This is a genomic window from Pseudomonas syringae, from assembly GCF_021606685.1.
Lineage (GTDB): Bacteria > Pseudomonadota > Gammaproteobacteria > Pseudomonadales > Pseudomonadaceae > Aquipseudomonas > Aquipseudomonas syringae_R.
Window position 1 is genome coordinate 1 of record NZ_WKCB01000042.1, and the last position, 15642, is coordinate 15642.

General features: G+C 60.6%; 17 protein-coding genes, 1 tRNA gene and 2 pseudogenes. 13 read left to right on the forward strand and 7 right to left on the reverse strand.

What is annotated here, in order from left to right; all coding sequences use genetic code 11:
• Nucleotides 1-660: pseudogene (locus tag GIW02_RS16585) on the forward strand (Vps62-related protein); the annotation flags it as partial.
• On the opposite strand, the gene GIW02_RS16590 reads toward GIW02_RS16585, so the two are convergent.
• The 7 genes from GIW02_RS16590 to GIW02_RS16620 form a co-directional block, all read right to left on the reverse strand.
• Nucleotides 613-1368: a substrate-binding periplasmic protein gene (locus GIW02_RS16590; RefSeq protein ID WP_236414374.1), complete on the reverse strand. Its 756-nt coding sequence runs from the start codon at nt 1366-1368 to the stop codon at nt 613-615. The pseudogene GIW02_RS16585 and the gene GIW02_RS16590 overlap by 48 nt on opposite strands.
• Nucleotides 1369-1434: 66 nt before the next feature.
• A complete protein-coding gene (gene hisF, locus GIW02_RS16595) occupies nt 1435-2205 on the reverse strand; it encodes an imidazole glycerol phosphate synthase subunit HisF (protein ID WP_236414373.1) in 771 nt (256 codons plus the stop codon).
• 9 nt (nt 2206-2214) lie between these two features.
• Nucleotides 2215-2952, reverse strand: a complete 738-nt coding sequence (gene hisA, locus GIW02_RS16600) for a 1-(5-phosphoribosyl)-5-[(5-phosphoribosylamino)methylideneamino]imidazole-4-carboxamide isomerase (RefSeq protein WP_003187784.1) — start codon at nt 2950-2952, stop codon at nt 2215-2217.
• 39 nt (nt 2953-2991) lie between these two features.
• Nucleotides 2992-3249 carry a DUF2164 domain-containing protein gene (locus GIW02_RS16605; protein ID WP_236414364.1) on the reverse strand — a complete coding sequence of 86 codons (258 nt, stop codon included), beginning with the start codon at nt 3247-3249 and terminating at the stop codon, nt 2992-2994.
• Nucleotides 3250-3888 (reverse strand): imidazole glycerol phosphate synthase subunit HisH, encoded by a 639-nt coding sequence (hisH, locus tag GIW02_RS16610; protein ID WP_016979116.1) that lies wholly within the window; start codon nt 3886-3888, stop codon nt 3250-3252.
• Complete coding sequence (gene hisB / locus GIW02_RS16615; protein WP_003218037.1) at nt 3888-4481, reverse strand: imidazoleglycerol-phosphate dehydratase HisB; 594 nt, start codon at nt 4479-4481, stop codon at nt 3888-3890. Before hisB ends, hisH begins: the two co-directional genes overlap by 1 nt.
• Nucleotides 4482-4737: 256 nt before the next feature.
• Entirely contained in the window at nt 4738-6399 is a 1662-nt protein-coding gene (locus GIW02_RS16620; protein WP_236414362.1) for an OFA family MFS transporter, read from the reverse strand.
• Between the two features lie 325 nt (nt 6400-6724).
• Here GIW02_RS16620 and GIW02_RS16625 point away from each other — a divergent pair, with 325 nt between their 5' ends.
• The 12 genes and pseudogenes from GIW02_RS16625 to GIW02_RS16685 all read left to right on the forward strand — a co-directional run bounded on the left by GIW02_RS16625 (nt 6725) and on the right by GIW02_RS16685 (nt 15603).
• Nucleotides 6725-8938: an AsmA family protein gene (locus GIW02_RS16625; protein WP_236414360.1), complete on the forward strand. Its 2214-nt coding sequence runs from the start codon at nt 6725-6727 to the stop codon at nt 8936-8938.
• Entirely contained in the window at nt 8935-10002 is a 1068-nt protein-coding gene (mutY, locus tag GIW02_RS16630) for an A/G-specific adenine glycosylase (RefSeq protein WP_236414358.1), read from the forward strand. The genes GIW02_RS16625 and mutY overlap by 4 nt, the downstream gene beginning before the upstream one ends.
• On the forward strand, nt 9999-10271 hold the full coding sequence (locus GIW02_RS16635; protein ID WP_122718183.1) for an oxidative damage protection protein: 273 nt from the start codon (nt 9999-10001) through the stop codon (nt 10269-10271). The genes mutY and GIW02_RS16635 overlap by 4 nt, the downstream gene beginning before the upstream one ends.
• Before the next feature lie 103 nt (nt 10272-10374).
• Nucleotides 10375-10450: transfer RNA gene (locus GIW02_RS16640), tRNA-Phe, on the forward strand.
• 152 nt (nt 10451-10602) lie between these two features.
• Entirely contained in the window at nt 10603-11343 is a 741-nt protein-coding gene (locus GIW02_RS16645; RefSeq protein ID WP_236414356.1) for a DUF6538 domain-containing protein, read from the forward strand.
• A 265-nt stretch (nt 11344-11608) separates the two neighbouring features.
• Entirely contained in the window at nt 11609-11803 is a 195-nt protein-coding gene (locus tag GIW02_RS16650) for a helix-turn-helix domain-containing protein (protein ID WP_456361651.1), read from the forward strand.
• On the forward strand, nt 11800-12273 hold the full coding sequence (locus GIW02_RS16655; RefSeq protein ID WP_236414354.1) for a Rha family transcriptional regulator: 474 nt from the start codon (nt 11800-11802) through the stop codon (nt 12271-12273). The genes GIW02_RS16650 and GIW02_RS16655 overlap by 4 nt, the downstream gene beginning before the upstream one ends.
• Before the next feature lie 472 nt (nt 12274-12745).
• The gene (locus GIW02_RS16660; RefSeq protein WP_186761711.1) at nt 12746-13009 is read left to right on the forward strand and encodes a hypothetical protein; all 264 of its coding nucleotides are present in this window, start codon (nt 12746-12748) and stop codon (nt 13007-13009) included.
• Nucleotides 13009-13275 (forward strand): annotated as a pseudogene (locus GIW02_RS16665) (DUF927 domain-containing protein); the annotation flags it as partial. The gene GIW02_RS16660 and the pseudogene GIW02_RS16665, both read left to right, overlap by 1 nt.
• A 641-nt stretch (nt 13276-13916) precedes the next feature.
• Nucleotides 13917-14525 carry a hypothetical protein gene (locus tag GIW02_RS16675; protein WP_236414343.1) on the forward strand — a complete coding sequence of 203 codons (609 nt, stop codon included), beginning with the start codon at nt 13917-13919 and terminating at the stop codon, nt 14523-14525.
• Nucleotides 14526-14630: 105 nt separating this feature from the next.
• Nucleotides 14631-14969, forward strand: coding sequence for a hypothetical protein (locus GIW02_RS16680; RefSeq protein WP_236414340.1), 339 nt, complete (start codon nt 14631-14633; stop codon nt 14967-14969).
• A 13-nt stretch (nt 14970-14982) separates the two neighbouring features.
• Entirely contained in the window at nt 14983-15603 is a 621-nt protein-coding gene (locus GIW02_RS16685) for a tail assembly protein (RefSeq protein ID WP_236414339.1), read from the forward strand.
• Nucleotides 15604-15642 lie beyond the last annotated feature (39 nt).

Below are 15642 nucleotides of genomic sequence, written 5' to 3' on the forward strand. Positions count from 1 at the left end.
ATACAGGCCGACCCAACGGTCCACAGTTGCGAGCTACCGTGGTTTGTCGTGAGAGATTGGGAGTTGAAACCCACAGAGCAACTGCAGCTATCGCCCACCTATCGGCTGGAGCGCAGCGATCAATACCAGCGCGTCGGCCTGGGGACCAATGACGCCGACATCAACCAGACCTACAACTGGCGCGTCGCCAAGGGGGAAATTGGCGAAGGCTCCTTGACGCTCTCCGCCAGCACCGGAATCGAATTGGCAAACGACTGGTCGATCAGGACGCACCTCGCAAAACCACACTTCAGTGCGCGACTGAACAATGCCTTTGTGCACACGGGACAATCGTCAAAGGGCTGGACACAAGCCGCCAGCGCCGACATCGCAGCCTACATTCCAGCCAGCAAGACCGTTGCGGCTTACGTCATCCGCAGTGAATACAAGTTGCTGCGCAGCGATGGCACCCAGCTCGCGGACACCGTCACCTATGTCAACGCGGACCATGTGTACTTTCGAGAGTCGCTGGCGGCTGACGCCGAACCCGGTGATCGCCCTGGCGCCTTAATGCCCGCAGGGCAACCGGTGAGCCAGGAGGTGCCGACCCTGGCACCTCAGGTCGATACGAGCCTAGAGATAACGCTCGATGATTTCGTTGACAACACCCTCGCCCCGTAACTGATCCAGCGCCTTCTGGAGTTTGGCCACCACCTCGTCCGGCACATTTTTGTTCAGCGCCAGATACAGCTCTGCACTGTTGAAGCGCAGCACCGTCTTGAGCCCGGTCACCCCGACCTGGCGTGCCAGATAACGGCCCGCCGGGTCGCCGGTGGCCCACAGGTCGATCTGGCCATCCATCAGCTTTTGCGCATTGTCCTGGTCACGCAGTACCACCAGCGGTTTGAGGCCCTGCTTCTCCAGGGTCTCGGCGATGGCGTCGCCTTTATAGGCACCGATCTTGTAGCGGCGTGCATGCGCAAGGTCGGCCAGCTGGATTTTGCTGTCGGCCTTGGCCAGCAGCACCCAATCATCCGGGCCAATCGGGCCGACCCATTTGAACAGCGCTTCGCGATCCGGCAGGCGCGCCATCACGAATACGCCGTAGCCGGGCTTTTCCAGGGCGAGCTTGTAGATTCGCTCCCAAGGAAAACGCAGGGTCAGGTTGTAGGAAATGCCGGCGCGCTTGAAGGTCTCGCGGACGATGTCCACGGCGATACCTTCGATGTTTTCTTCCTTGGCGAAGTTCTTGCCGTTCCTGGCCATGTTGTAGGGCGGGAAATTTTCCGTCAGCAACACCAGGGTGGCGTCAGACGGTTCTTCGGCGTGGGCCGAACCGGCCAACAGCAGGGAGGTACTGGCGAGGGCGAGCAACAGGGTCTTGAACATGAAGGCTACCGGGATCCATGGCAAGCGCAGAGAGTGCCGCGCGCCCGCCATGGTGTCCAGCAACGTTTAACGAACGACGATACCGCGCGCCGCCATGTAGGCCTTGGCCTCGGGAACCGTGTATTCGCCAAAGTGAAAAATACTCGCCGCCAGCACTGCGCTGGCGTGGCCTTCGGTCACGCCGTCAGCCAGGTGCTGCAGGTTGCCCACACCGCCGGACGCGATCACCGGAATGCCCAGCGCATCGCTGATGGCGCGGGTCACCCCCAGGTCGAAGCCGTTTTTCATGCCGTCCTGGTCCATGCTGGTCAGCAGGATTTCGCCAGCGCCCAGGGCTTCCATCTTCATCGCCCACTCCACCGCGTCCAGGCCAGTCGGCTTGCGGCCGCCGTGGGTGAAGATCTCCCAACGCGGGGTTTCGCCCGGGCCGGAAACCTTTTTGGCGTCGATAGCGACCACGATGCATTGCGAGCCAAAGTGCTGCGCGGCTTCGCCGACAAACTCCGGGTTGAACACGGCCGCGGTGTTGATCGAAACCTTGTCCGCACCGGCATTGAGCAGGTTGCGGATGTCTTGCACGGTGCGCACGCCACCGCCCACGGTCAGCGGGATAAACACCTGGCTGGCCATGCGCTCGACGGTATGCAACGTGGTGTCGCGGCCGTCGACGCTGGCGGTGATGTCGAGAAAGGTAATCTCGTCAGCACCCTGCTCGTCGTAACGACGGGCGATTTCCACCGGGTCGCCGGCATCACGGATGTTCTCGAACTTGACGCCCTTGACCACGCGACCGTTGTCGACGTCCAGGCAAGGGATGATGCGTTTGGCCAGCGCCATGGTCAGTCCTCAGCCGTTGTAGGCGTCGCAGTAAGCCTGGGCTTCGGCGACGTCCAGGGTACCTTCATAGATCGCGCGGCCGGTGATAGCGCCGATGATGCCGGGGGCCTTGGCGTCCAGCAGCGACTTGATGTCACCCAGGTTGTGGATACCGCCGGACGCGATCACCGGAATCTTCGTGGCCGCCGCCAGCGCAGCGGTGAAGGGCACGTTGCAGCCCTGCATCATGCCGTCTTTGGCGATATCGGTATAAACGATGGCGGACACGCCATCGGCTTCGAACTGCTTGGCCAGGTCGATCACCTGCACGGTGCTGATCTCGGCCCAGCCGTCGGTGGCGACAAAACCGTCTTTGGCGTCCAGGCCGACGATGACCTTGCCGGGGAACGCGCGGCAGGCTTCAGCGACGAAGGCTGGGTCTTTCACGGCCTTGGTGCCGATGATCACGTAGCTCACGCCGGCTTTGACGTAGTGCTCGATGGTTTCCAGGGAGCGAATACCGCCACCGATCTGGATCGGCAGGTTCGGGTAGCGCTTGGCAATCGCGGTGACCACTTCGCCGTTGACCGGCTGGCCTTCGAAGGCGCCGTTCAAGTCCACCAGATGCAGACGACGGCAGCCCCCTTCCACCCATTTGGCGGCCATGCTCACCGGGTCATCGGAGAACACCGTGGAGTCTTCCATGCGGCCCTGGCGCAGACGTACGCAAGCGCCGTCCTTGAGATCGATAGCGGGGATAATCAGCATCTGGCAAACCTTATTCGATATTCAGCAATGCTTGGGAAATCAGGGTTTCTCAAGCGACCACAGGTCGCTTTCGATGCTTTCGAACCTTTCTTTAAGGAGCGTCTGCGCGTCGAAAACTGCCCTGTTGTAATAATGCGGAGCCACTTCGGTGGTGAACAGCTCAAGAATCTCGGCAACCTCGAACGAGCCCAGTTTGAGCTCGAAGCGGTCTTCCATGAAGCGCTTGATCTTGAGGGTAGCCTCACTCTCCTGCTCAGGCGTGAGGTTCAAGATCGGCAACTTGGGTTTCTTGGCCATTTACCAGCGACCGTCCCAGGCGGCGAAGTTCTGCAGCAATTGCAGGCCATGGGTATGGCTCTTCTCCGGGTGGAACTGCACGGCAAACCGCGAGCCCTCGGCCAGCGCGGCAGCGAAGTCGACGCCGTAGTGCCCGCCGCCCACCACCTGGCCCGGCTTACCGGCGGCGATGTAGTAGCTGTGCACGAAGTAGAAGCGCGCCATGTCCGGCACTTCGTGCCACAGCGGGTGGTCCACGGTCTGGCGAACTTCGTTCCAGCCCATGTGCGGCACTTTGAGGTGCTCGCCGTCTTCGTGCAGGTCTTTGCCGAAGAACTTCACCTGGCCGGGAAACAGGCCGATGCAGTCGACGCCGTCGTTCTCTTCACTGCTGTCGAGCAGGGCTTGCATGCCCACGCAGATCCCGAGGAACGGGCGGTCCTGGCTGACTTCGCGCACCAGGCTGTCAAAGCCCAGGCGGCGGATCTCGGCCATGCAATCGCGAATCGCGCCGACGCCCGGGAACACTACCCGGTCGGCTTCGCGAATCACGCTGGCATCGCTGGTGATCAGCACCTTGCCGGCGCCTACGTGCTCGAGGGCCTTGGCCACCGAGTGCAGGTTACCCATGCCGTAGTCGATAACCGCGACCGTCTGCATTACAGAACGCCCTTGGTCGAAGGCATCTGGCCCGCCATGCGGTCATCCAGCTCCACCGCCATGCGCAGCGCGCGGCCGAAAGCCTTGAACACGGTTTCGATCTGGTGGTGGGTGTTGGTGCCACGCAGGTTGTCGATGTGCAGGCTGACCAGTGCGTGGTTGACGAAACCCTGGAAGAATTCCTGGAACAGGTCGACGTCGAAGCCGCCCACGGTGGCGCGGGTGTACGGCACGTGCATCTGCAAGCCTGGGCGGCCGGAGAAGTCGATGACCACACGCGACAGCGCTTCGTCCAGCGGGACATAGGCGTGGCCGTAGCGACGGATGCCTTTTTTGTCGCCGATGGCCTTGGCAAATGCCTGGCCGAGGGTGATGCCTACGTCTTCCACCGTGTGGTGGTCGTCGATATGCAGGTCGCCCTTGCTGACGATATCCAGGTCGATCAGCCCGTGACGGGCGATCTGGTCCAGCATGTGCTCAAGAAAAGGTACACCGATATCAAATCGGGCCTTTCCGGTGCCATCCAGGTTGATCGAGGCTTTGATCTGGGTTTCCAGAGTGTCGCGCTCGACGGACGCCTTACGTTCGGCCATCACCAGCTCCGCAAAATCATTGGGCGAAAAAGGCAGCCATTATAGGGGCGCGGGCGCTAAACAGAAACATCGGAGGGGATAAGACTGATGGAGTGTCGGGGATAGACATGTGCATACAACTGCGAACCCAGTTCTGAACACTCTGTACAGCCAATGTGGGAGGGGGCTTGCCCCCGATGGCGGTAGATCAGCCAGCACTCTGCGACTGAGCAACCGCTATCGGGAGCAAGCCCCCTCCCACAAGGTTCATGCGGTGTTAGTGGAACAGTACCGCCGTTTTCTGCAGGGTCACCCACACACCCCACGCCAACGGAATACCCACCACCAGCCACGCAGCAATCGCCAATGGCTTGCTGCCGGCAGAAGCTTTCCACTCCAGGGAAGTGGAGGCATCAGCACCTTTGTCATGCCCCAGCGCCTGTTCGGCGGCCAGTTCGGCGTCGGTCATGAAGTACTTGTCGGCCACCGGGCGCACCAGCAAGTTGCAGATGAAACCCAGCACCAGCAGGCCGGCGAGGATGTACAAGGTGATGTCATAGGCGGCAGCGCGTTCAACGCCGATGCTCAATTGATACTCACGCAGGTAGTTCACCAGCACCGGGCCCAATACGCCCGCCGCCGCCCAGGCCGTCAGCACACGACCATGGATCGCGCCGACCATCTGGGTACCGAACAGGTCGGCGAGGTAAGCCGGAACGGTCGCAAAACCACCGCCGTACATCGACAGGATGATGCAGAACGCCGCCACGAACAGCGCCACGTTGCCCAGGTGGCCCAGGTTCGGGATCAACGCGTACAGGGCAAAGCCCAGGGCGAAGAACACGAAGTAGGTATTTTTACGGCCCAGGTAGTCGGAGAACGACGCCCAGAAGAACCGGCCACCGATGTTGAACAGGCTCAACAGGCCAGTAAAGCCGGCAGCGATGGCCGCAATCGAGGCCAATTGACCGGCGTCCAGTTGCCCGAACGGCACATCCACACCCAGCAACTTGCCGCCGAACACTTCCTGCAGCAGCGGCGAAGCCATGCCGAGGATGCCGATACCGGCCGATACGTTCAGGCACAGCACCAGCCACACCAGACGGAATTGCGGGGTTTTCCACGCCACGTTCACGTGCACGTGACGGTGGGTGATCATCGCGTTATTGGCTTTTTTCGCCGGCGCGGTCCAGCCCTCAGGCTTCCAGCCGGTGGGCGGTACGCGGTACGAAAGTGCGCCGCCGATCATGAACACGAAGTAGATCGCAGCCATCACCAGGAAGCTCTGCCATACACCGACGCTGGTCGGCGAGCCAAAGTGGCCCATCAGCGCCGCGGCCAGGGGTGCACCGACCATCGCGCCGCCGCCGAAGCCCATGATCGCCATGCCGGTAGCCATACCGCGCTTGTCCGGGAACCACTTGATCAGGGTCGACACGGGCGAGATGTAACCCAGGCCCAGGCCGATACCGCCAATGACCCCGGAGCCAATCCACATCAGCCAGATCTGGTGGGTATAGATACCCAGCGCCGAGATCAACAGGCCGCCACACCAGCACAGCGCCGATACTACGCCAGCCTTGCGCGGCCCGGCATGTTCCAGCCAGCCGCCCCAGATCGCTGCCGAGCAGCCCAGGAAGATGAAGAACAGGGTGTAGATCCAGCCCAGCATGGAGATGGGCCAGTCGCATTGGGACGAGAAGACTTGGGCGATAAAGCTCATGTCCGGCGCACAGGCAACGGGCTTGGTGATCCCCAACGCCTTGGACAGTGGCAACCAGAACACCGAGAAGCCGTAGGCCATGCCGATGCAGAGGTGGATGGCCAGGGCGGCCGGTGGAACCAGCCAGCGGTTGAAGCCGGGCTTGGCGATAATGCGCTGCTTGGACAGGAACGCAGGCTGTGCGGCGGTGTGACCTGCCGCAGTGCTAGTGCTCATTGGTGTTTCCCCCAGTTATTAGTATGCGTCCGTCAGGCGCTCTCTCCCTCGGCCTTGCACGCATAGCGTGGCCGTTTTTGTTGAGTGAAGCTCCATTTTGGCGCGACGATACGTCGCAGAAGGCGGACGAACACGCAGAGATTAGCACCTGCGGATGACAGAAAAACCAAACTGATATCACTTTTTTCAGCAAATCTGTTTTTTCTGGCGCCAAAATCCTGTTCTCCTGGCTCTGGATACAATGTAACGATCGCGAACTGACGCAGGCTGCCAGCGCGTTATACTCTGCGGCTTAATTTTGAAATCGACATACAAGGACTCGCCCATGAAAGCGTTCGGCAAAATCCTGGGTCTGGTACTTCTCGGGCTGTTGCTGATCATTGTGGCTCTCGGCTTTGCCCTGACCCACCTCTTCGATCCCAACGACTACAAGGAAGAGATTCGCCAGATTGCCCGCGACAAGGCCCACATCGAGCTGACGCTCAATGGCGATATCGGCTGGAGCCTGTTCCCCTGGCTCGGCCTCGAGCTGCACGAAGCCAGCGTGGCGACCCTGACCGCCCCTACCCAGCCCTTTGCCGACCTGCAAATGCTTGGCCTGTCGGTGCGCGTGCTGCCGCTGCTGCGCCGTGAAGTGCAGATGAGCGATGTGCGCGTCGAAGGCCTGAACCTGCGCCTGAGCCGTGACAAGCAAGGCCATGGCAACTGGGAAGACATCGGCAAGAACGTAAGCGTGGCGACCACCACCGGCACCCCTGCTCCGGTGGAGCAGCAGGCCGAGCCGGAGCCGGAAAAACCGTCAAAACCGATCCGCCTGGACATTGACAGCCTGACGGTGAATAACGCCCGCATCGAATACAACGATGAGCAGACCGGCAAGCAATTCAGCGCCGAAAGCATCCAACTGAGCGCTGGCGCCGTGCACGAAGGCGCAAGCATTCCGGTCAAACTCACCGCCTTCTTCGGCAGCAACCAGCCGGTCATGCGCGTGAAGACCGAGCTTAACGGCAACCTGCGCATCCAGCGCGCGCTCAAGCGTTACCAGTTCGAAGACATGAAGGTGACCGGCGAAGCCACTGGCGAGCCCCTGCAGGGCAAGACCGTGACGTTCTCCACCCAGGGTCAATTGCTGGTGGACCAGGCGGCCAATATCGCCGAATGGACCAACATGAAGCTGTCGGCCAACCAACTGCGCGCGCTGGGCGAACTCAAGGTCAACGACCTGGACAAGACCCCGCAACTGAGCGGCGCTTTGTCCATCGCCCAGTTCGACCTGGCCAAGTTCCTCGACAGCGTCGGCCACCCGCTGCCGCCCATGGCCGAGGGCAGCCTGAGCAAAGTCGAGCTGGTCAGCCGCCTCAAGGGCACGCCGACCAGTGTGGCCCTGGAAGACCTGAACCTGAAACTCGATGGCAGCACCTTCACCGGTCGTGTGGCCGTGGACGATTTCGCCAAGCAGTCGCTGCGGGTACAGCTCAAGGGCGATACCTTCAACGCCGACAACTACCTGCCGGCCAAATCCGAATCTGCCAAAGGCGCAAGCGCCGCACGCCAGGCCGAAGTGCAGAACAGCGAGGCCGGCGCCATGGCCGCTGGTGGTACCACACCGCTGCCGGACGCCCCCACCAAAGGCGCCTGGAGCACTGACAAGCTGCTGCCTCTGGCTCGCCTGCGCACACTGGATATAGACGCCGACCTGGCCTTTGGGCAACTGACCCTGAGCAAGCTGCCGATCCAGAACGCCGCGCTCAAAGCCTCCGGCATCGACGGCCAGCTCAAGCTCGACACCCTCAGCGGCGGGCTCTACAACGGTACGTTCCAGGCCAACGGCACACTCGACGTGCGCCCGGATATCCCGGTATTGGCGCTGCAAAGCCGTATCAAACAAGTGCCGGTCGAACGCATCCTGCAAGCCCAGGGGCAAAACCCGCCGGTGAAAGGCCAGATCACCCTCGACAGCAACCTCACCGGGCGTGGCAACAGCCAGAAGGCACTGATCGACAGCCTCAACGGCACCGCCAGCTTTGTGATCAACAACGGCGTGCTGCTCAACGCCAACCTTGAACAGCAACTGTGCACCGGTATCGCCCTGCTCAACCGCAAGACCCTGAGCAGCACACCACAAGGCAAGGACACGCCCTTCCAGGAGCTCAAAGGCAACCTGACCTTCCGTAACGGTGTGGCCAGCAACCCCGACCTGAAAGTGCGCATCCCAGGGCTGACGGTCAACGGTAAAGGCGACGTCGACCTGCGTGTGCTGGGCATGGATTACCGCGTCGGCATCATCGTCGAAGGCGACAAGCGCGATACGCCGGACCCGGCCTGCGAAGTCGGCTCCAACTTCCAGAACATCGAAGTCCCGTTGCGCTGCCGTGGCCCGCTGGAACTGGGCGCCAAGGCCTGCCGTCTGGACAAGGACGGCTTGAGCCAGGTCGCAATCAAGGCCGCCGGCAACAAGCTCAGCGAGAAGCTGGAAGAGAAACTCGACAAGGTTAACCCGCAGCTGAAAGACGCGTTGAAGGGCCTGTTCAAGCGATGAGAAACGAGCAGTTTTCAGAGGCCGTACTCGACTGGTACGACCGCCACGGTCGCCATGACCTGCCCTGGCAACAGGGCATCACGCCTTACCGGGTTTGGGTTTCGGAGATCATGCTGCAACAGACCCAGGTAAGCACCGTGCTCAATTACTTCGACCGTTTCATGGCCTCGCTGCCGACGGTCGAAGCCCTCGCCGCCGCGCCGGAAGACGAGGTGCTGCACCTGTGGACCGGCCTGGGTTACTACACCCGCGCCCGCAACCTGCAGAAAACCGCGAAGATTGTCGTGGCCGAGTACGGCGGCGAGTTTCCCAAGGATGTCGAAAAGCTCACCGAACTGCCCGGCATTGGCCTGTCCACCGCTGGCGCAATCGCCAGCCTGAGCATGGGCCTGCGTGCGCCGATCCTCGACGGCAACGTCAAGCGCGTGCTGGCGCGCTTTACCGCGCAAGAGGGCTACCCAGGCGAGCCCAAGGTGGCCAAACAGCTGTGGGCCACCGCAGAGCGCTTCACACCCCATGACCGCGTCAACGCCTACACCCAGGCCATGATGGACATGGGCGCCACCCTGTGCACCCGCAGCAAACCCAGCTGCCTGCTGTGCCCGCTGGAAAAAGGCTGCGAAGCCCATATGCTCGGCCTGGAGACTCGCTACCCCATCCCCAAGCCGCGCAAGACCATCCCGCAGAAGCGCACGCTGATGCCTTTGCTGGCGAATGCCGAGGGCGCGATTCTGCTTTACCGCCGCCCCTCCACCGGCCTGTGGGGCGGCTTGTGGAGCTTGCCGGAGCTGGACGACTTCGCCGACCTGGAACACCTGGCCAGCCAGCACGCGCTCGAACTGGGCAAGCACCAGGAACTGCCGGGGCTGATCCACACTTTCAGCCACTTCCAGCTGGCCATCGAACCCTGGCTGGTCCAGGTCGAGGAATCCGCCCATCACGTGGCCGAGGCCGACTGGCTCTGGTATAACCTCGCCACCCCGCCGCGCCTGGGCCTTGCCGCCCCGGTAAAAAAACTGCTGAAGCGCGCGGCCGACGTATTGAATGCAGGAGTGTCGTCATGACCCGCACCGTAATGTGCCGCAAGTACAAAGAACAACTGCCAGGCCTGGAACGCCCTCCGTATCCAGGCGCCAAGGGCCAGGATATTTTCGAACACATTTCGGCCCAGGCTTGGGGTGACTGGCTGAAACACCAGACCCTGCTGATCAACGAAAAGCGCCTGAACATGATGAACGGCGAAGATCGCAAATACCTGGCAGGCGAGATGGACAAGTTCTTTTCCGGCGAGGAATACGCCAAGGCCGACGGCTACGTGCCGCCTGCTCAATAATTGATCAAAAACCGGGGTCGGCACGTAAGCGACGGTAATAATTAAATATTTTTTGAAAACTTGCTTGACGACCCCCTGAAAAACCCGTTTAATGCGCCCCGTTGCCCAGATAGCTCAGTCGGTAGAGCAGGGGATTGAAAATCCCCGTGTCGGCGGTTCGATTCCGTCTCTGGGCACCAAAACATCTAAGCCCCTGATTCCTAACGGTTTCAGGGGTTTTTTGTTTGTGCCGCATTTGCCAAGCCCGCCTCACTGGTACACAAAGGCGGTACACATGGCATCTCACAGCCGTATCATAAACGGGTCAACAGTCCCCCGGTTTCGTGCGCTCATGGCTCAACCCTTCAAGCATCCTCAAAGCGGCGTCTTTTACTTTCGACGACGTGTACCTGACGACCTGCGCCCTGCGTTGGGCCGGGAATACAAACGCTCATTGCAAACCCGAGACATCGGCGAGGCGAAGGGGAGACATGCGGCTGAATGGATAAAGTCCGAGGAAGCGTTTGCCCTCGCACGCGCTCAACTCTCTGGCGCCGAAGTTCTCAGCGCGAAGGATGTGCAGCAGTTGGCCGCTCGCTGGTTTCACCGTGAACTTGACGAACTGGAACAGTCCGGCAAATTCCGAAGGGCGTTAGTGCCCGGTGACGCTGTAGAGCTGGAGACACCATTCGGCTTTGAGCAACATCAGGAATGGTTGAGTATTCGTGAAGCATTGAACGAGGGTGACGAGACGGATTGGCGAGCAGTGATCCTGCCGCACATGCTCCGCGCCCTGAAAGCAGAGAACATCCCAGCCCCCGCCAAGGACTCACCGGCCTTAGACTCGCTCACCAGCGCATTCAAAGAGCACTTGCTCAAACTGTCGGACATTGCCAAGCGGCGAGAGGAAGGGGACTGGAGCACTACGGCAACCGAGCCCTGCGGGCTTCTACGGGGCGAACGTGGGAAAGGCATGGGCGAAGTACCTGCGAGATGTGGCGCAGCTCCAGAGCCCTGCCAGCCCTTCTCACGGTTTCCGGCACACCTTCAAGACGATGAGCCGACAGGTCGGTATTCCAGAAGATGTGCATGACGCCTTGACGGGGCACAACGATGGTAGCGTGAGCAGGGAGTACGGGAGCATGCCGCTTTCGCGAATGGCATCTGAGCTGAAACAATTGCCCAGCCTTCCAGACCTGGCGGGCTCCCTGGGGCTAAGTCTATCAACCCCAACCTGAGCCCCTGGCATACGTGCAGCGCTCATGATCGCCTCGTGAGTGCCCTGGTTACGTAGCTCATGACAGCGGTGCTCCGGCGTCCCGAGAGAGCACCAGGGCCTGTGCGGCAAGGCATCACTTATGACACGGGGGCCAGGGTCGGATATCCGCGAACTGAACATCGTTCGCCCTGGTGCCCGCATCAATGAACTGCGCAGCCTGGGCCACAAGATCCTAACTCACCGCCTTACCCTGACCGACGATCAAGGGCGCACTCACCAGGGCATGGCGCTCTATTACCTCAGCACCAACCCGCCGGCGCAGGTGACAGCATGAATGCAATCACGCTGACTCACACCGAGAACGAACCGCGCGTGGATAGCCGCCAGCTCGCCAATCAACTGGGAGCCAAGCACAAAAACCCGATGGCGCTGATCGAGCGCTACCTGGCGAATTTTGCAGAGTTTGGGGTTGTTCCGTTTCAAACGGAGAAACCCTTGGCCGGAACTGCTGGTGGTAGACCGGAGCGCTTCGCCCTACTGAACGAAGATCAAGCGTTCTTCCTGCTGTCGCTGTCCCGCAATACCGACCGCGTTGTGGAGCTGAAAGCGAGCCTGATCATGGCGTTCCGCGAAGCGCGGTATGGGAACGCCTGCCAGACGCTGGAGGCCCGCAAGAAGGAAGCCAGCAGCAGTGGCCGCCGGTTGGCTCACTGGCGCTATGACAAGCCGGGTGTGTACGCGCACGTTGCTCATCTGAGGGAGCAACTGAGGCTGCCACTCGATTCGGAGGACTTCCGCCCATGACAGCTATGCTCATGATCAGTGACAAACGGTCGATAACTTTTGTTGCAAGCAGTCGTGGTCGTCGGTATGGTTTGCCCGTCGCTGCAAATTCAGCGATCGGGCTTGGCCGCTCGAGGAACGTTAGGCGCAATAGCGCCCCCATTACGATTGCTGGCGCTTTTTTTGTGCCCGCAGTTACGTGTTATGGCGGGTTGCGTGGGGACACCTTCGGGTGTGCCGGGTTCCTAACGTCCCGGTCGGCCAACCCCGCGCAACCTGCCACCCTAATTTGCTTGGCCGCGAACGGTGGCAGTTCCTCAACGTTAGGAGCTACACCGATGCCCACCCTAAGTCCGTCCGCGATTCGCGCCTTTGCTCACCGACGCATGGCTCTGAGCGTCCTCCGCGCAAACTCATCACTTTCTGTTCGCCTCGCCCGTTACAACTCCCACATGACCATTGCACGTTCCCTGGAGTCTGCCGGCGGTGCGCAATGAATACTCTCGCCCGCACCATCCAAGAAATCGCCCACGACACGCTTGAGGATCTCGAGAGCGCCCAGATCGCCCTGCGCAAGGTTGAGGCCGTTCTCTATGCCGCATTGGCAGACAAGGGCACGAGTCAGCACGTCCGCAATCTGGTAGATGTCGCGTGGAACCTAGCCGCTGACGGCGCCAACACCGCCGACTGCAACCGCGAGGCAATTTCCGCCGCTCTGTCCGGGTGCGCTGGCCTGAACGCCGGGGGTGAGCTATGAGCCGCTCCTACAACCGCGCCGGATACTGGGAGCTGGTGGCCGGCAAGCGGCTCTATCTGTTCAACAAGTCCGCGCTGATCGAGGCCGCCCATGGGTTCGGCCTCACCCGCGTGGTCAAGGCACTGGAGGTTGGCGGGGCCCTGGCCAAACGCGACACCGACCGCGATAGCCGAAAAACCAAAAAGTACCGCATCCCCGCCGGCGGATCGGCGCGGCTGTACGTGATCGACCCAGAAGCCATGGACAGCGAAGGTGCCGGCGCATGACCACCAAATCCACCAAGTACGAATGCCCGAGTTCACAGGAACCTATAAACGTGGGGAACAGGGGGAACGGGGGAACAGCCAGTAAAACCGTGGGCTGCGGCCGTTCCCCCTTATTGAATGTTTGGGGAACAGGGGGAACACAAACATGTTTTTGAATATAAGCGTGTCTGCGTTTTCCAGAATTTGGTTATCACCGTTCCCCACAAAAAAACGTGGGGAACAGAAACCCCCTCTGAAAGCCCCGGAAACATTGGCTGTTCCCACTGTTCCCCCGTTCCCCCGATTTTTTTCTAGAGACACATATGGGCAATGGAGCAATCAGGCCGAGGTGACGCCATGAGTCTCCTTTCCGGCTTGCTCGATCACATGCCGCCAGCCATTACAGGTATCGACTCACCAATTTTGGGGAGTCGGCCTCGCCCACGCCTGGTGCTGGCCAACCCTGTCGAGCGCGCTCCCCGACTCATTACAAGCCCACACGCAAGCGCCGCCACTGCCACGCCCGAATGGCGACAAGCCCGTGACCACTACCTCAACCACATCATGGTTTGTCGGAGCTGCTACGCGCCCACCGGCCGCTATTGCACGGCTGGCGCCCACTTGCGCGCCAGCTACGACAACACGCCTATGGAGGCGTACCAATGACGCCCAGCCTTATCACCCGCTTGTGTAACATCGGTATGAAAACCGGCATCAGCGCCGCCACGCAACTCATCACCACCCGGCGAATCTGCCGCGCCATTGCTGACCAGCTCGACGTTATCCGCAGTGAACGGCGAGCCCTACGCCGGCAGGCGGGCAAGTTGAAAGCATTCCTCCCCTTCACCCGGCAAGCCATTGCTGAATTGGAGGAGCGAGCCCAGGAACACCAAGAGGCTGTCCGCAGTGGAGCGTGGAGCGCACTTGCTGGGTTTGGCCAATCACTGATGTTCGACCGTGAGGGGCTGGCGCAGGCGTTGGGCTTCGACCAGATGTGCGACTTGCTCGGCGTCAACCCAGTACATCGCCATCGGGCCAGCGCAGACGGTGACACCAGCCTTCGCGGAGTGGCCTACCTATCCCAACTGGAGAACAGCGCCGACCGCAAGAGTGAGGAATGGGGCGCCGGTGGCCCACTGTATCGCGCCTGCCACGCTGCCATGATCCGATTCATCAGGGAGTGCCCAGAAGACCAACTGCCTGATCCATTCGCCCCTGGTGCGCCGTTCGGCCCAAAGCTGCCACCAGCCCTCAGCATCGTCGGCAACTGACTATTTTCCGCGCCACGTTTTGCGAATCACGAAAACGTGGCGCGACACCGAGCAACACCACCGAGCACCAGCCCACGACCAGCGCCAGCGGCGTATAGAGGAAACATGACTGACCAAGACAGCAACACAACGGGCCAGGCGCCCACGCACCGGGAGCGCTTCGCCGAGGCGTGCGCAGTTCAGATGCTGGAGCGCCATGGATCAGCGGCAGCACACATTGCATACGACGTAAGGGTCACAAATAACGGCCAGAAACACCAAGTTGATGGCCCGTTTCTCACATATGTGGAAGCGGCTATCTCGGCTGAGATCCTGCGCAAGTCATGCAGAAACGCCAGGGCGAGCAGCGCTTGTTATCAGGACCACCCGGCAATTACTCCTCAATTGATAAAAGACTGCCAGGCCAATCGCGCCCGACTGGCCCTGGAACTCAACCTTGCATAAGGAAAATCGACTTATGACATCAAGCACCGAAAAAACTCAAACAGTTATTGTCTCGGGCAGTCTTATCCGAATCACTGGCAAGCGAGAGCATCCCATTTGCACAGAGTCAGGATCATCCATTCTCGGGATGATGGGCTATTTCAGGCAGTTCCCTGGCTTTGAAAGACATATGACGGAGAGCGCATCAAAAGGAGTTAAGTACGCCGTTTTTGTCGGGAATCAAAACGTTAGCGAGGGCGACCTAGACAAGCCAACTGGCCGCGAGGTAATCAGAATTGTTCCAGTGATTGCTGGTGCTAAACGTGCCGGCAGCTTGCAAACAATTGTCGGCGTAGTCCTTATTGCAGTGGCAACGGTAATGACTGGCGGCTTCGCTGGGATCGCTGCCGGTGGTGGCTGGGGAGTGGTTGGCGCAGTCGGTATATCTATGTCGGTTGGCGGCGTCATGGCAATGCTAAGTCCTCAGCCAAAAGGGCTTGGCACCCAGGACGGGGCAAATAATAGAGCGAGCTATAGCTTCAACGGCCCCGTAAACACAAGCGTGCAGGGTAATCCAGTGCCCCTGCTGTATGGACGGATGATCGTGGGCAGTGCGGTGATCAGCGCCGGCATCTACTCCGAGGATCAAATGTAACTGCCCCTGAGAGCCCGCGCTTTGCGGGCTCATTTTGAG